We start from the raw sequence: 12,949 nt of genomic DNA, 5'->3' as shown, positions 1-12,949 counted from the left end.
GCGAGGGAAGACCCTATCATTCCTGATAGGGAGCGACGTGCTGTCAGAGAGGCTCAGGCCTCGGCTTCAACCGCGTCGACGACAAGCTGGAGGGCTTGCTTCATCAGGCTGGCTTCAAGAGCTTCAGCCATCACGCGGATCAGGGGCTCGGTGCCGGACTTTCGCACGACCATGCGTCCGTTCCTGCCCATCAGGGCGTTCGCCTCAGAAAGGGCCGATTTCACCCGCGCGCTGTCCATCGGATTGGCGCCCGAATAGCGGATGTTCACGAGTTCCTGCGGAGCCGGCTCAAACACTCGGGCAAGTGCCGACATTTTCTGCCCGCTGTCTGCGAGCACCGAGAGAACCTGAAGGCCAGCCAGCAGGCCGTCTCCGGTGGTCGATACGTCAGACAGGATGATATGGCCTGACGGCTCCCCACCGAAATTGAACCCATGTGCACGCATATGCTCGCCGACATACCGGTCGCCGACGCGGGTGCGCGCAAGCGTGAGGCCAAGCGACTGCAGATATCGGTCGAGCCCCATGTTGGACATCACGGTGGATACGATGCCGCCGCCCTTCAGGCGCCCGGTTGCATGCAGTTCCCGGGCAATCAGCGCCATGATCTGGTCACCGTCGATTTCGGCGCCTGTTTCATCCACGACGATCACGCGGTCTGCATCGCCATCGAGAGCGAGGCCGATATCGGCGCCGCGATTCAACACGGCCGCTTTCAGTGCTGCTGTGTCGGTCGATCCGTACCCGGCATTTATATTGATCCCGTCCGGGCCGGCGCCGATCACTGTCAGGTCTGCGCCGCAATGCAGCAAGGCTTCCGGAGCGGTCTCATATCCGGCGCCATGGGCGCAATCGAGCACGACCTTCATGCCTTTGATCTTGCTGCCCGAACCGACCGTCGCGAGGCAGCTGCGAACGTAGTCGTCGCCGACACCAGCCATCCGCTGCGGCATGGCAATCGTCGCAGGCAAGGCAAAGCTGCCATCAAATGCTTCTGCCATGGCAGCTTCGAGAGCTTCTTCGGTCGGGTCGTCGAATTTCAGGCCTTCAGGGCTGAACAGTTTGATACCATTGTCCTCGTACTTGTTGTGCGAGGCGGAGACCATGAGGCCGAAGCGGGCACCTGTCGTACGGGCTGTCATGGCGACGGCGGGAGTGGGCACGATTCCAGCGAGTTGGGGGGTTAGCCCCATGCTGGTGAGGCCTGCGACGAGGGCCGCCTCGATCATTTCTCCGGACCTGCGCGTGTCGCGGCCAATCACGACAATGCCTTTGCCATCGGGCGCAAAGGTGCGCGCAGCGGCGATTGCGAGCCGGAGCGCGGTTTCCGCCGTCATCGGCTTCTGGTTCACGCGACCGCGAATGCCGTCGGTTCCGAAATACTGCCGTGTCATGCGCTACGTCTCCCTGCTCGTTCCTTGGCAGATTTGTGTCCTTGAATCGAGAGGGCGGTTCAGCAGGGCGTCACGTCGCCATAGACGATGAAGTGTGGATTGTCGTACCCGCGTTCGCGCTTGCCATAGAGGAGCGGTGTACCCTCTTCGGTCAGGACGCGTCCGCCTGCGGCTTCGACCACAGCATGGCCGGCTGCGGTGTCCCATTCCATCGTCCGACCCATGCGCGGGTAAAGATCAGCTTCGCCCGCTGCGATCAGGCAGAATTTCAGGGATGATCCTGCGCCCAGCGTCTCGTTGACCTTGTGCTTGTCCAGCCAGGCGTCCGTCTCCGGTGTGCGATGGGATTTCGACGCGATCGCGGTGGCGCCCGCATCGGGGCAGGGGCGGATTTTCAATGGCGTGCGCCGGCTTGGCAGATTGGCGCCGGGAGCTGCCTCGGCTTGCCAGCCGGAATTGTGGCTTTCGGCGACGAACAGGCGGCTCTTCGCAGGTGCATAGACCACACCCATCACCGGGCGGCCGTGTTCGATGATGGCAATATTGACCGTGAATTCGCCATTGCGGCTGACAAATTCACGGGTGCCGTCGAGTGGGTCGACCAAGGCGAAGCGATATCCGTGTTCAGGCACGCGACCTTCGCTGGCTTCCTCTTCGGCAATAACCATCAGGGTCGGGTCAGCCTTGGCCAGCGCGGCCAATATCAGCGTTTCAGCCTTCTGGTCTGCTGCGGTCACCGGCGAGGCATCGCCCTTCTGGTCGACATCGAAATCGCTCTCGTAAATGTCCATGATCACTTTACCGGCGTCGAGGGCAATCCGGGCGAGCGCGTCAGCTGTAAGGGTCATATCGTGTTTCCGTCTGGTCCAGCGCCTAGCCGCGCTTCATCACGTCCATCATTTCGACTTCGAAGATCAGCGGTGCGTTTGGCGGGATCGGGCCGCCGGGCGTGCCCATTTCACCATAGCCGAGGTCGGACGGGATATAGCACATCCAGCGGTCACCGGGTTTCATCATGGCGAGGGCTTCGACCCAGCCTTCGATCAGCTGGTTCGACGGGAAGACTTCCGGTGAACCGCGCTCGAAGGAACTGTCGAACAGTTCGCCCGTCTCGGCGAGGCGACCTTCATAGTGGACGGCTACCATTTCACCATTCTCGGGCGACGGACCGGAGGGATCGCCACTGGTGAGGATGACATATTCGAGGCCGGAACCGGTTTTCTTGACTTCCGGCAGCGCGGAATTCCAGGGCATGTATTTTTCCCAGGCGGCGGTGTCGGACACTTTCGGCACCATCACTTCGAGCAGCTGGACGCGGAAGACGAGGTCGTCACCGGCCTTGATGACGTTGCCGCGCGCCGAATTGCCATAGGCGAGGGCGTTCGGGATGTAGAAGAGATAGTCGTCGCCTTCGCTCATCAGCTGGAGGCCTTGCGTCCAGCCCGGGATCACCTGGTTCAGGCGGAACTGCGAAGGCCTGCCGCGCTCAAAAGAGCTGTCGAACTTCTCGCCTGCGGCGGTACGACCGTCGTAATTGACGCTGACCATGTCGGTCGGCACGGGCGACTTGCCGTTTTTCGGACCCTTCTTGAGGACGATATATTGCAGGCCGCCTTCGGCGGACTTCACGTCCTTGCCGGCGGCATCCCAGGGCAGGTGCTGTTCAAATGGGGCGTTCACGTCGGTAATGTCCTTGGTCTGGCTGCAGGCAGCGATCATGAAGAATGCAGCGCAGGCTGCAGCGAGTGTGCGGATCATCTTGGCTCAGGCTCCGTCCGGTTCAGGTCTGGCGCGGGTTTAGGGCGCTTTCCCGCGCAAGTCACCTTACAGCTACAGGGCGCGTGGCGGGTAGCCTTCGGCGGTCAGCGCGTCGATGACATCCTGCGTGTGTCGGGCGTCACGGGTTTCGATAAGAATGTCGAATTCTGCCCCCTTGGCCGGGACATCGAGTGCGAGCCGGTTGTGCTGGACTTCCATGATGTTGGCGCCATTGTCGCCGATAATCTTGGAGACGAGGGCGAGCAAGCCCGGCCGGTCGTCGCCGATGATGCGGATCGAGGCCAGGCGCTTTTCCCTGACCAGCGCGCGGGTGAGGACCGAGGCCAGGAGGCGCGTATCGATATTGCCGCCGCAGAGGACAAGCCCAACCTTCTGGCCGCGGAATTTTTCCGGATGGGCCAGCAAGGCCGCGAGGCCAGCGGCACCCGCGCCTTCGGCGATGGTTTTCTCGACATTCACGAACAGGGTGATCGCCTGTTCCAGGTGTTCTTCTTCGACAAGCAGGACTTCGTCGACCAGCTCGCGGGTAACCTGCAGGGGCAGGCGGCCGACATCGCGTACGGCAATGCCTTCGGCGATGGTGGCGCCGCCGACCTTCACCTCCCGGCCTTCGAGTTCGGCGAGCATGGCCGGGTACATCGAGGTTTCCACGCCGACGATGCGGATGTCAGGATTGATGCCCTTGGCGGCAATGGCCATTCCGGCGATCAGCCCGCCGCCGCCGATCGGCACGACCAGCGTGTCGAAATCCGGCTTTTCTGCAAGCATTTCAAGAGCGATCGTTCCCTGCCCGGCGATGACATGGGGGTCGTCAAAGGGGTGGATGAAGGTGAGGCCTTCACGCTGGCAGATATTATAGGCTTCGGTCTTGGCTTCATCGAAGCTGAGGCCGTGGAGCACGATCCTGGCGCCATGGCTGCGGGTCTGCTCGACTTTGCTGAATGGCGTGGTGCGCGGCATGACGATGGTCGCCGGGATGCCGAGGCGGCGGGCATGGTAGGCGACGCCCTGGGAATGGTTGCCGGCCGAGGCGGCGATGACACCCGCCTTGCGCTGGGCCTCACTCAGGTGGGAGAGGCGGTTGAGCGCGCCGCGTTCCTTGAAGGCCGCCGTGAATTGCAGGTTCTCGAACTTCACCCAGACGTCTGCGCCGGTAATGGTTGAAAGCGTCCGCGAATGATGCATCGGGGTACGCACGATCTGGCCTTCAAGGACGCGGGAAGCGGCTTCGATATCAGACAGCGTCACGGGCAGGGTGGTGGTCAATGTATCAGGCATTCAGGTGGTCCCGGATCAGGTCGGGCGCACCCTATTCGCGCATTCCTGCGAGAGCAAGGCGGGTACGCGGCAGAGGGAGCGTCAGGACACGTGGAGGCCTTCACTGCCCAGGACGGCGTCGTGTTCGGCAACGAGGTGGCCGGGTGCGATTTCGACTAGCTGGGGCTGGTACTGCTCGGCGTCCGGGTCGTCGATCCGCTTCGACTTCAGGAAGCGCAGGGGTGCCCGGCTGTCGAGCGGGCTTGGCAGGTCGCCTGTCAGCTTGATGCGTTCACGTGTGCGCTCGAGCTTCGGGTCGGCGGCCGGAACGGCAGCGATCAGGGCCTTGGTATAGGGGTGGCGGGCGTCTTCGTAGATGGCCGTGCGACCGGCCAGTTCCACAACACGGCCGAGATAGAGCACCATCACCCGGTGGCTGATCTCGCGCACGACCGAGAGGTCGTGGCTAATGAAGATCATGGCGAGGCCGAATTCCTTCTGGAGCTCGATCAGGAGGTCGACCACCTGGGCCTGGACCGACACGTCGAGGGCGGAGACCGCTTCGTCGCAGATCACGAGTTTCGGCTTCAGGATCATCGCGCGGGCAATGCCGACGCGCTGGTTCTGGCCGCCGGACAGCTCGTGGGGATAGCGATTGATCAGGGCCGGGTCGAGGCCGACGCGGGGCATGATGGCCTGAACGCGCTGGTCGCGCTCGGCGCGGGTGAGGCGAGGCTCGTGCACTTGCAGCGGTTCGGCGATGGAGGCCCCAATGGTCATGCGCGGGTCGAGGCTGGCAAGCGGGTCCTGGAAGACGATCTGGAGGTCATCCCTCAGGCCGTCCATTTCGGACTTGCCGGCCTTCGTTATGTCCTTGCCGAGCCAGGCGATGGTGCCATCGGTGGGCGGGATCAGCCGCAGCACGCCGCGCGCGAGCGTGGACTTGCCGCAGCCGGACTCGCCGACCACGCCGAGTGTTTCGCCCGGGCGCAGGTCAAACGACACGCCATTGACGGCTTTCAGGGGCTTCACCTTGCCGAACAGGCCGCCTTTGATGCGGATCGGGAAGTGGATTTTCATATCGTCCACTTCGAGCACGGGTTTCACGGCTGGGTCGGGGGCGGGGCCAAGGGTCGGCCGGCCGCGCCGGTCAGGCTGGTCGATCCGGGGTACGGCGTCGAGCAGCATTTTCGTGTAGGGGTGCTGGGGCTTGTAGAAGATGTCGTCGACGCTGCCACGCTCGACGATTTCACCATGGCGCATGACGATGACGCGGTCGCACATGCGGGCAACAACGCCCATGTCATGGGTGATGAGGGCAATGCCGGTTCCGGTGTCGCGTTTCAGGTCGTTCATCAGGTCTAGTACCTGGGCCTGAACGGTGACATCCAGCGCGGTTGTCGGCTCATCCGCCAGCAGCAGGCGTGGTCCGCACAGCATGGCAATGGCGATCATGACCCGTTGGCGCATGCCGCCTGACAATTCATGCGGGAACTGGTCGAGGCGCCGGGCGGCTTCGGGAATGCGGACGTTTTCGAGCCATTCCACGCACCGTTTGTCGGCTTCCTCGCCCTTGAGGCCCTTATGGAGAGCCAGCACTTCGCGCATTTGCGCGCCGACGGTCATGTGCGGTGTCAGGCTGGTCAGCGGGTCCTGGAAGATCATTGACATTTTTGCGCCGCGCACCTTGCGAAGCGTCTCGATAGGCGCATCCAGCATGTTGGTGCCGTCAAAGTCGATTTGGCCGCTTGCGGTGCCGTTTTCCGCAAGCAGGCCGAGGGCGGCGAGGGCCGTCTGGCTCTTTCCGGAACCGCTTTCGCCGACAATGCCGAGGCACTCGCCTTCGGCGACTTCAAAGCTGATACCGCGCACAGCGTTCACGATGCCATCGGGCGTGTCGAATTCGACCTTCAGGTCTTTCACGGACAGAATACTCATGGCCGTAATCTCTACAGGCGCAGGAAAGGTGTGCAATGATTTCAATGCACAAAAAAACCGCGCCGGCTAAGGCGCGGTTTGAGTTGGCGGGTCCGGCCCATCGGGAGGCAGGCCGGTCGCCGAATTTTCAGAACTTGTAGCCAAAGCCGACCCCGACCACGAGCGGGTCGATATCGACGTCTGCATTGACCGTGGCGCCAAGCGCCGTGGTGAAATTGACTTTGACGTCTGTGTTGATCCAGATCTTCTTGACGTCGGCATTGAACGCCCAGCCACCCGGCTCGCCGTCAAGGTCATAGTCGAAGCCGACCTGCAGGGCTGGGCCGAAGCTGGAATCATAGGAGATACCGTCGGCAACCGGGCCTTCGTCCTCATTGAAGAAGAACGTCGCGTTCACGCCTGCGCCGACATAGGGCTTGAACTGGCCCATTTCGGTGAAGTGGTATTGCACCGTCAGCGTGGGCGGCAGCAGCCAGACATCGCCAAGATCGACCGTCGCATCAGTCAGCGCGCCGGGCACGGTGACGTTGACGGCCTTCACATCGTGCGGCGTGACCGCAAGGATAAGTTCCGCCGCGATGTGCTCGTTGAAGAAATAGGTGATGTCGAATTCCGGAACGTACTGGTTGGAAATATCGACATCGCCTGGCAGCGTTGCGCCGCCGGCTTTCAGTGTGCCGCTTTCGTCCGGCATGACGCCAAGCACGCGTGCCCGCAGCATCCAGGGATTGTCTTCAGCCTGCGCGGTGGCGCTGATGCCGGTCCAAGCTGTGCTCGTCATGAGCGCGGCGATGAGTAGTTTTTTCATTGGTCTGTACCCCGCAATGTGTGTTCCAATGCGGCTGATGTAGGCGTCCGGTTTTACGCTGGTAATGGCCCGTTTTGACGCGCGGTTGCACGCCGCGCGACATGTGCGCGCTTCTAGGTAGAAGTCCCGATTGCGCGCGGTGCCCGGCGGCAGGATATTGGTGAATTTAGCCTGAACCATTGGCCGGTGCGGCGTGATGACAGGGCCTTTCTCCTTGCGACAGGCTTGAACTTGTCGGCGCGAGCGCTGAACATGCCCCGCAGACCCATGCCGGAAACGGCCATCACAGGATACCGCTCATGCCCGTCATCAATTTCCTCACGCCCTGCATCTTTGACTCCGGTGCGCTGAAGCAACTGGAGGTCACGGCGAAGAAGCTCGGCATCACGCGGGCCTTCATCGTTACCGATCCCGGCATCAAGGCCGTGGGCATTCTCGACAAGGTGGTTGCTGCACTCGGCAGTGCGCCTGCAGGCATTTTTGCCGAAACGGTGGCCAACCCGACTGAAAAGCAGGCCAAGATCGCGACGCAGGCCTACAAGGATTCAGGCGCGGACGGCATCATCGCTGTCGGTGGTGGTTCGTCGATGGACCATGCCAAGGCGATCGGCCTGATGGCATCGCATGACGAGCCGCTGGAAAACTATGCCGCGATCATCGGCGGCGCGAAAAAGATCCACAAGATCCCGCCGCTGATCGCCATTCCGACAACGGCGGGCACGGGATCCGAAGTCTCGGTCGGCATGATCACGACGATGGAGAATGGCCGCAAGGAGACGTTCGCGTCACCCCACCTCATCCCGTCGACGGCGATTTGCGATCCGGACCTCACACTCGGCCTTCCGACTTTCATGACAGCAGCGACCGGCATGGATGCCGTGACGCATTGTATCGAAGCGGTTCTGACGCCGACCGTGAACCCGCCCGCCGAAGGGATCGGTTACGATGGTGCGACACGTGCGCTGGGCGGCGGCTGGCTCCTGAAGGCAGTCAAGGACGGCAGCGATCCCGAAGCGCGCTGGCACATGATGATGGCGAGCTATGAAGGCGCGCTGGCCTTCGTGAAAGGCCTTGGCGGCGTGCATGCGCTCAGTCATGCGGCCGGACGCCTGCACGAGAAGAAGCTGCACCATGGTACGCTGAATGCGATCTTCCTGCCGCATATCCTGCGCTTCCACGAAGGGTCAGCTGACGCGAAGTATGTTCGCCTGCGCCAGGCCATGGGCCTGAAGCCGAAGGCCGACCTCGGCGATGCGATCCAGGACCTGAACGATGCCATCGGTATTCCGAAAACCCTCTCCGACATTGGCCTGACAGCGGCTGACGGCCCCGGCATTGTCGAATATGCCCTCAAGGACCTGGCGCATTTCGGCAATCCCAAGACCATGACCGCCGATGATTATGCCAAGGTCTACGAAATCGCCCTCGGATAGGGTCGGTCGGCATGGGCACGTTTGAGCCAGTTATTGCGCACGCCACCCGCCATCATGGTGGACGCGACGCGGTGCTGGCGCAGGCGGCCAATTCACATCGGGTCAAGGACCTGTCCAAGGTGCCCGCCGACCGTTTGCTGTCGGTGATGACGCGCTGCGTGTTCAATGCTGGCTTCAACTGGAAGGTAATTGACGCCAAATGGGACGGGTTCGAGGCGGCGTTCGAGGGGTTTGATCCGGCCAAGCTGGCCTTTTTCGGCGACGAGATGATGGGCGATCTCGTGTCGGACGAACGGATCGTGCGCAACGGACAGAAGATCAAGGCGACGCTCGAGAACGCGAAAATGGTCGCCGACATCGAGCGCGACGCAGGCGGGTTCGGCAATTTCCTGCAGAACTGGCCGGCCGCCGACCAGCTCGGCCTGATGGCAGAACTCAATGCGCGCGGATCGCGCCTCGGCGGGGCGACAGGGCAGTATTTCCTCCGCTTTTGCGGCTGGGACGGCTGGATCACGTCGAAGGACATGTGCGCCGCGCTGGTGCGCGAAGGCGTGCTGGACAAGCCGGCAGCGAGCAGCAAGCGCGACCTCGCCAAGGTGCAGGATGCGGTCAACAGATGGCACAACGAAAGCGGCCTGCCGCGCGCTACGATCAGCCGTCTGCTGGCGCTGAGCGTCGGCTAGACGTCACCTCGGTTTCACAGCAACGGCGCTGAAGACCGAAACGCAGAAGGGCACCAGATAGCTAAGGCCCATCTTCCACCAGTTCAGCGCTTCAAGGGAGATCACGCGCTCGAACTGGTTGATCAGGGTCAGAATGGTGCCCACAAGAATTGCCACGACGACGCCGCGGATGAGGATGGGGCGCATGGTCTCTCCTCCTGCCTGGCACGCAGCTGCGCGGAATTCGCTTCCCGTTGCCGCGCGAATCCGCCCATTATCAGCACATGATCGCAGAAATACAGCAATATGCAGGTGGATTGGGTGTAGCCGCCAGCGCCATGGCGATTGGTGCAGGCTGGGTCGTGACCATTGCGTCGCCCAATTGCAGCTTTGACAAGCTGGATGGCAGCCGGGCCGACCGGCATGTGCGGGAATTGCTGCACCAGACGGCTACGCCGATCGCCGGGATCATGCTGGCGGCAGCGGCGCTGTTCATGCTGGCAACGAGCTGGGCAGCAGCAGTGACAGCGGCGCTGGCCGCGTTCGGCTTTTTCTCCACGCGGCTCATGCTGGCGCCGAAGGAAGGCAAGAATCCGAAAGGCGTGAGAACGCGCCGGAAAGACCAGCGGGCCGTTTCGGTCAGCCTGTCGCTGATGTTCATGCTGATTGCCGTGATCGCCGGGATTCTCGGCCTGATCGGGATCTAGGCGTAGACCAGCCAGAGACAGCCCATCTCGTGAAGCGCCCGAAAATCATCGACTGAGCGTGTTGCAGCCCTGCGGGCAATCTCGCCGGCAGATTTACGGTTGGCGCCGAGCATCAGCACGCAGATGGCGAGGCCGGGCATGAAGGCCCACCAAGCGACGGCAAACGAGGCCAGAACGCCGAGCAGGCAGATCAGGTAGGCGAGGGCGTCGAGCACACGGAATCGCACATACATGTTGCGTCCGAAGGCGTTGAGGAGTTCGGGGCGCTTGTGCAATTCTTCGGCGTCGATGGCGAAACGCTGTCCCGGAACGTGTTCCATGAACAGGGCGCGCGTCATGCGGCCGGCACGATGCGGATTTGCTGCGCACTTAAGGAACATGGATTCTTCCTCCCTGGAGGCTGAATTAAAACAGCGGCTCGTTAATCGTCCGACGATCCGGGACCGAAAATTTCATACAAATTCAATCTTTCGGGCGCGCAATCGGCCAAACGCCCGTCTGGTGAATCCGTTTGCTACCGGGGAATGTTGTACTTATGTTGCAATGCAGCATGAAAGGTTTGTAACGCGATGCTTTACTCACTTGTCGAAATGAACCGTGTGGCGATGGCGCCAATGCGATTGGCTGCGCGGGCTGGCCGGGCCGCCCTGATGTCACCGCTGAACCCGCTTGGTCAGACCGATTACGGCAAGTCGCTCGCCGCCTTTGCAGACGTTTTCGAAAGCTCGACGCGCTATTATGGCAAGCCTGAATGGCGGATCGATAGTGTTCGGGTCAACGGCGTATCGATTCCTGTCACTCCGACGGTCGCCTGGCGCTCGCCCTGGTGCAATCTCATGCATTTCAAGAAGGATCCCGACGCGCTGGCCGCCGTGCGCAAGCCCGGATCGCCGCCCTTGCCGCGCATGTTGATCGTGGCGCCCCTGTCAGGACATTATGCGTCCTTGCTGCGCGGAACAGTCGAAGCATTCCTGCCGCACCACGACGTCTATATTACCGACTGGTCGGACGCGCGTATGGCGCCTGTCTGGCATGGGCGGTTCGACCTTGACGACTATATCGACCATGTCCGCAAGATGCTGACCCATATCGGCGGCGGCGCACATGTGCTGGGCGTCTGCCAGCCGGGACCGCCGGTGCTGGCGGCCCTGTCGATGATGGCCGAGGATGACGATCCGGCGCGTCCAGCGTCGATGACGTTCATGGGGTCACCGATTGATGCCCGCCGCAGCCCGACCGTGCCGAACGAACTTGCTGAACAGCGCGCATTTGGCTGGTTCGAAGAGAACATGATCCACACCGTGCCCGGGCCTTATCCGGGCGTGATGCGCCGTGTCTATCCGGGCTTTGTCCAGCTTGCCTCGTTCATGCACATGAACTGGGGCCGGCATGTCGACGCGCAGTGGAAATTCTTCAACCACCTGGTCGAAGGGGACGGTGACAGCTCCGACAAGCACCGCGAGTTCTATGACGAGTACCTGTCTGTGCTCGACCTGACCGAGGAATTCTACCTGCAGACCATCCAGCGCGTATTCCAGGAACACCACCTGGCGCGCGGCATCTACAAGTATCGCGGGACTCGCCTCGTGAAGCCGCAAGCCATTCGCGACATCGCTCTGATGACTGTCGAGGGCGAACTGGACGACATATCCGGCATCGGCCAGACGCAGGCGGCGCATGATCTTTGCACGAATATCCCCGAGGACATGCAGGCCGACTATATCCAGCCGGGTGTCGGTCATTATGGCGTGTTCAACGGTGCGCGCTTCCGCACGGAAATCGTGCCGCGCGTGACCCAGTTCACGCGCCGGTTCATGGATGTCGAGGCCGAAGCGGCCGCGAAGGACGCGGCAAAGTCGGCCTAGGCCGGGCAGCAGGTCGCTTCAAAGCCTAGCAGTTCGATCTCGGGACTGAGATAGCCTTCCTTGACAGGCTCGGCCCCTGCGAGCGCGGTCGAAAGGTATTTCTTGTTGTCGTCGCAGAAGACTGTGGCGACTGCTGCGTTCGGGCCAAGGCGTTCGGCAGCCATCAGTGTACCAATCAGGTTGGCGCCAGAGGAAATGCCGACACCGAGGCCGAGTTCGCGGGCCAGTGCCTGCGCCATGAGAATTGCGTCGCCGTCCGAAACTGCGATCACCTCATCCAGTTCCGCGAAATTGACGATGGCCGGGATGAAATCATCCGAAATGCCCTGGATGCGGTGGCTGCCGACCTTGTGACCAGTCGACAGGGTGGGGGATTCTTTCGGCTCCAGCGGGTGGATCTTCACGCCTGGCGCGGCAGCGCGCAGGGCGCGGCCAACGCCCATCACCGTGCCGCCCGTGCCGACACCCGCCACGAAAGCGTCCGGCGTGAGACCAAGGATAGCCATCTGTTTTAGGAGTTCAGGACCGGTCGTGTCGCTGTGGCCGATCGCATTGTCGCAATTGGAAAACTGGCAAGGCAGGAAGACATCGTCACGCGTGGCCGCGAGCTTTTCGGTCGCGGCAATGGCGCCGATGAAGCCGCCGTCTTCGCGGGTGACGAGATGGAGGTCTGCACCGAGGCTGCGCAGCAGGACCTTGCGCTCGTCGCTCATCCAGTCGGGCATGTAGATGTCGACCTTGTGACCGAGCGCCCGGCCCAGCGATGTGAGAGCGATTCCGGCATTGCCGCTGGTCGCCTCGGCGATCCTGTCGCCCGGACGCAGGGCGCCGGACCGGATGGCGCGGCTGAGGATCGACAGGGCCATGCGATCCTTGATCGAGCCGGTGAGATTGTAGTGCTCGGCTTTGGCATGGATGACGCGCTCGACGCCGCGATAGCGCAGGTGGATCGAGAGGAGCGGCGTGCGTCCGATCAGGCTGGCGAGTGCGCGCAGGCGCGGATGGGCGACGGTTGGCGCGGAGAATGCGCGGAAGTCGCCGTCTACGGTGGCGAGGGCAACTGGCGGCATGGCTGTGGTCTCCATCTGGAAGAGTGGAGAGATTTA

Annotated in this window: 13 protein-coding genes; 4 read left to right on the top strand and 9 right to left on the bottom strand. The window is 62.2% G+C overall.

Features of this window, described 5'->3' with window-relative positions:
• Positions 1-53: 53 nt before the first annotated feature.
• From glmM to AC0L7I_RS02305, 6 genes are all read right to left on the bottom strand, one after another.
• Positions 54-1,394, bottom strand: a complete 1,341-nt coding sequence (glmM, locus tag AC0L7I_RS02330) for a phosphoglucosamine mutase (RefSeq protein WP_473397926.1) — start codon at positions 1,392-1,394, stop codon at positions 54-56.
• Between the two features lie 59 nt (positions 1,395-1,453).
• Entirely contained in the window at positions 1,454-2,242 is a 789-nt protein-coding gene (gene cysQ, locus AC0L7I_RS02325; RefSeq protein WP_473397925.1) for a 3'(2'),5'-bisphosphate nucleotidase CysQ, read from the bottom strand.
• Between the two features lie 25 nt (positions 2,243-2,267).
• Positions 2,268-3,152 (bottom strand): FKBP-type peptidyl-prolyl cis-trans isomerase, encoded by an 885-nt coding sequence (locus AC0L7I_RS02320; RefSeq protein WP_473397924.1) that lies wholly within the window; start codon positions 3,150-3,152, stop codon positions 2,268-2,270.
• A gap of 72 nt (positions 3,153-3,224) precedes the next feature.
• Complete coding sequence (locus AC0L7I_RS02315; RefSeq protein ID WP_473399105.1) at positions 3,225-4,427, bottom strand: threonine ammonia-lyase; 1,203 nt, start codon at positions 4,425-4,427, stop codon at positions 3,225-3,227.
• A gap of 105 nt (positions 4,428-4,532) precedes the next feature.
• Positions 4,533-6,368 (bottom strand): ABC transporter ATP-binding protein, encoded by a 1,836-nt coding sequence (locus tag AC0L7I_RS02310; protein WP_473397923.1) that lies wholly within the window; start codon positions 6,366-6,368, stop codon positions 4,533-4,535.
• A 127-nt stretch (positions 6,369-6,495) separates the two neighbouring features.
• On the bottom strand, positions 6,496-7,176 hold the full coding sequence (locus tag AC0L7I_RS02305; protein WP_473397922.1) for an OmpW/AlkL family protein: 681 nt from the start codon (positions 7,174-7,176) through the stop codon (positions 6,496-6,498).
• A gap of 299 nt (positions 7,177-7,475) precedes the next feature.
• On the opposite strand from AC0L7I_RS02305, the gene AC0L7I_RS02300 reads away from it, so the two are divergent.
• Positions 7,476-8,609 (top strand): iron-containing alcohol dehydrogenase, encoded by a 1,134-nt coding sequence (locus AC0L7I_RS02300; protein WP_473397921.1) that lies wholly within the window; start codon positions 7,476-7,478, stop codon positions 8,607-8,609.
• An 11-nt stretch (positions 8,610-8,620) separates the two neighbouring features.
• Complete coding sequence (locus AC0L7I_RS02295; RefSeq protein WP_473397920.1) at positions 8,621-9,292, top strand: DNA-3-methyladenine glycosylase I; 672 nt, start codon at positions 8,621-8,623, stop codon at positions 9,290-9,292.
• A 3-nt stretch (positions 9,293-9,295) separates the two neighbouring features.
• On the opposite strand, the gene nrtS is transcribed toward AC0L7I_RS02295, so the two are convergent.
• Positions 9,296-9,478, bottom strand: a complete 183-nt coding sequence (nrtS, locus tag AC0L7I_RS02290; RefSeq protein ID WP_473397919.1) for a nitrate/nitrite transporter NrtS — start codon at positions 9,476-9,478, stop codon at positions 9,296-9,298.
• Positions 9,479-9,555: 77 nt separating this feature from the next.
• Between nrtS and AC0L7I_RS02285 the strand changes: the two genes are divergently transcribed.
• Entirely contained in the window at positions 9,556-9,978 is a 423-nt protein-coding gene (locus AC0L7I_RS02285; RefSeq protein ID WP_473397918.1) for a hypothetical protein, read from the top strand.
• Here the strand turns inward: AC0L7I_RS02285 and AC0L7I_RS02280 are convergent.
• Positions 9,975-10,358, bottom strand: coding sequence for a hypothetical protein (locus AC0L7I_RS02280; protein WP_473397917.1), 384 nt, complete (start codon positions 10,356-10,358; stop codon positions 9,975-9,977). The genes AC0L7I_RS02285 and AC0L7I_RS02280 overlap by 4 nt on opposite strands.
• Before the next feature lie 189 nt (positions 10,359-10,547).
• On the opposite strand from AC0L7I_RS02280, the gene AC0L7I_RS02275 reads away from it, so the two are divergent.
• The gene (locus AC0L7I_RS02275; protein WP_473397916.1) at positions 10,548-11,843 is read left to right on the top strand and encodes a polyhydroxyalkanoate depolymerase; all 1,296 of its coding nucleotides are present in this window, start codon (positions 10,548-10,550) and stop codon (positions 11,841-11,843) included.
• Here AC0L7I_RS02275 and AC0L7I_RS02270 read toward each other — a convergent pair.
• Positions 11,840-12,913 carry a PLP-dependent cysteine synthase family protein gene (locus AC0L7I_RS02270; RefSeq protein ID WP_473397915.1) on the bottom strand — a complete coding sequence of 358 codons (1,074 nt, stop codon included), beginning with the start codon at positions 12,911-12,913 and terminating at the stop codon, positions 11,840-11,842. The two genes, AC0L7I_RS02275 and AC0L7I_RS02270, sit on opposite strands and share 4 nt — an antisense overlap.
• Positions 12,914-12,949 lie beyond the last annotated feature (36 nt).

Source organism: Hyphomonas sp. J20-32 (assembly GCF_055808555.1).
Note: the sequence above shows the minus strand (reverse complement) of the source record. Positions and strands in the feature narration are given on the sequence as shown.

Excerpts from the sequence above, each read along its gene's own strand:
- AC0L7I_RS02320 (WP_473397924.1), bottom strand. The coding sequence starts at position 3,152 with ATGATCCGCACACTCGCTGCAGCCTGCGCTGCATTCTTCATGATCGCT.
- cysQ (WP_473397925.1), bottom strand. The coding sequence starts at position 2,242 with ATGACCCTTACAGCTGACGCGCTCGCCCGGATTGCCCTCGACGCCGGT.
- AC0L7I_RS02295 (WP_473397920.1), top strand. The coding sequence starts at position 8,621 with ATGGGCACGTTTGAGCCAGTTATTGCGCACGCCACCCGCCATCATGGT.
- glmM (WP_473397926.1), bottom strand. The coding sequence starts at position 1,394 with ATGACACGGCAGTATTTCGGAACCGACGGCATTCGCGGTCGCGTGAAC.
- AC0L7I_RS02310 (WP_473397923.1), bottom strand. The coding sequence starts at position 6,368 with ATGAGTATTCTGTCCGTGAAAGACCTGAAGGTCGAATTCGACACGCCC.
- AC0L7I_RS02270 (WP_473397915.1), bottom strand. The coding sequence starts at position 12,913 with ATGCCGCCAGTTGCCCTCGCCACCGTAGACGGCGACTTCCGCGCATTC.
- nrtS (WP_473397919.1), bottom strand. The coding sequence starts at position 9,478 with ATGCGCCCCATCCTCATCCGCGGCGTCGTCGTGGCAATTCTTGTGGGC.
- AC0L7I_RS02300 (WP_473397921.1), top strand. The coding sequence starts at position 7,476 with ATGCCCGTCATCAATTTCCTCACGCCCTGCATCTTTGACTCCGGTGCG.
- AC0L7I_RS02285 (WP_473397918.1), top strand. The coding sequence starts at position 9,556 with ATGATCGCAGAAATACAGCAATATGCAGGTGGATTGGGTGTAGCCGCC.
- AC0L7I_RS02275 (WP_473397916.1), top strand. The coding sequence starts at position 10,548 with ATGCTTTACTCACTTGTCGAAATGAACCGTGTGGCGATGGCGCCAATG.
- AC0L7I_RS02305 (WP_473397922.1), bottom strand. The coding sequence starts at position 7,176 with ATGAAAAAACTACTCATCGCCGCGCTCATGACGAGCACAGCTTGGACC.
- AC0L7I_RS02280 (WP_473397917.1), bottom strand. The coding sequence starts at position 10,358 with ATGTTCCTTAAGTGCGCAGCAAATCCGCATCGTGCCGGCCGCATGACG.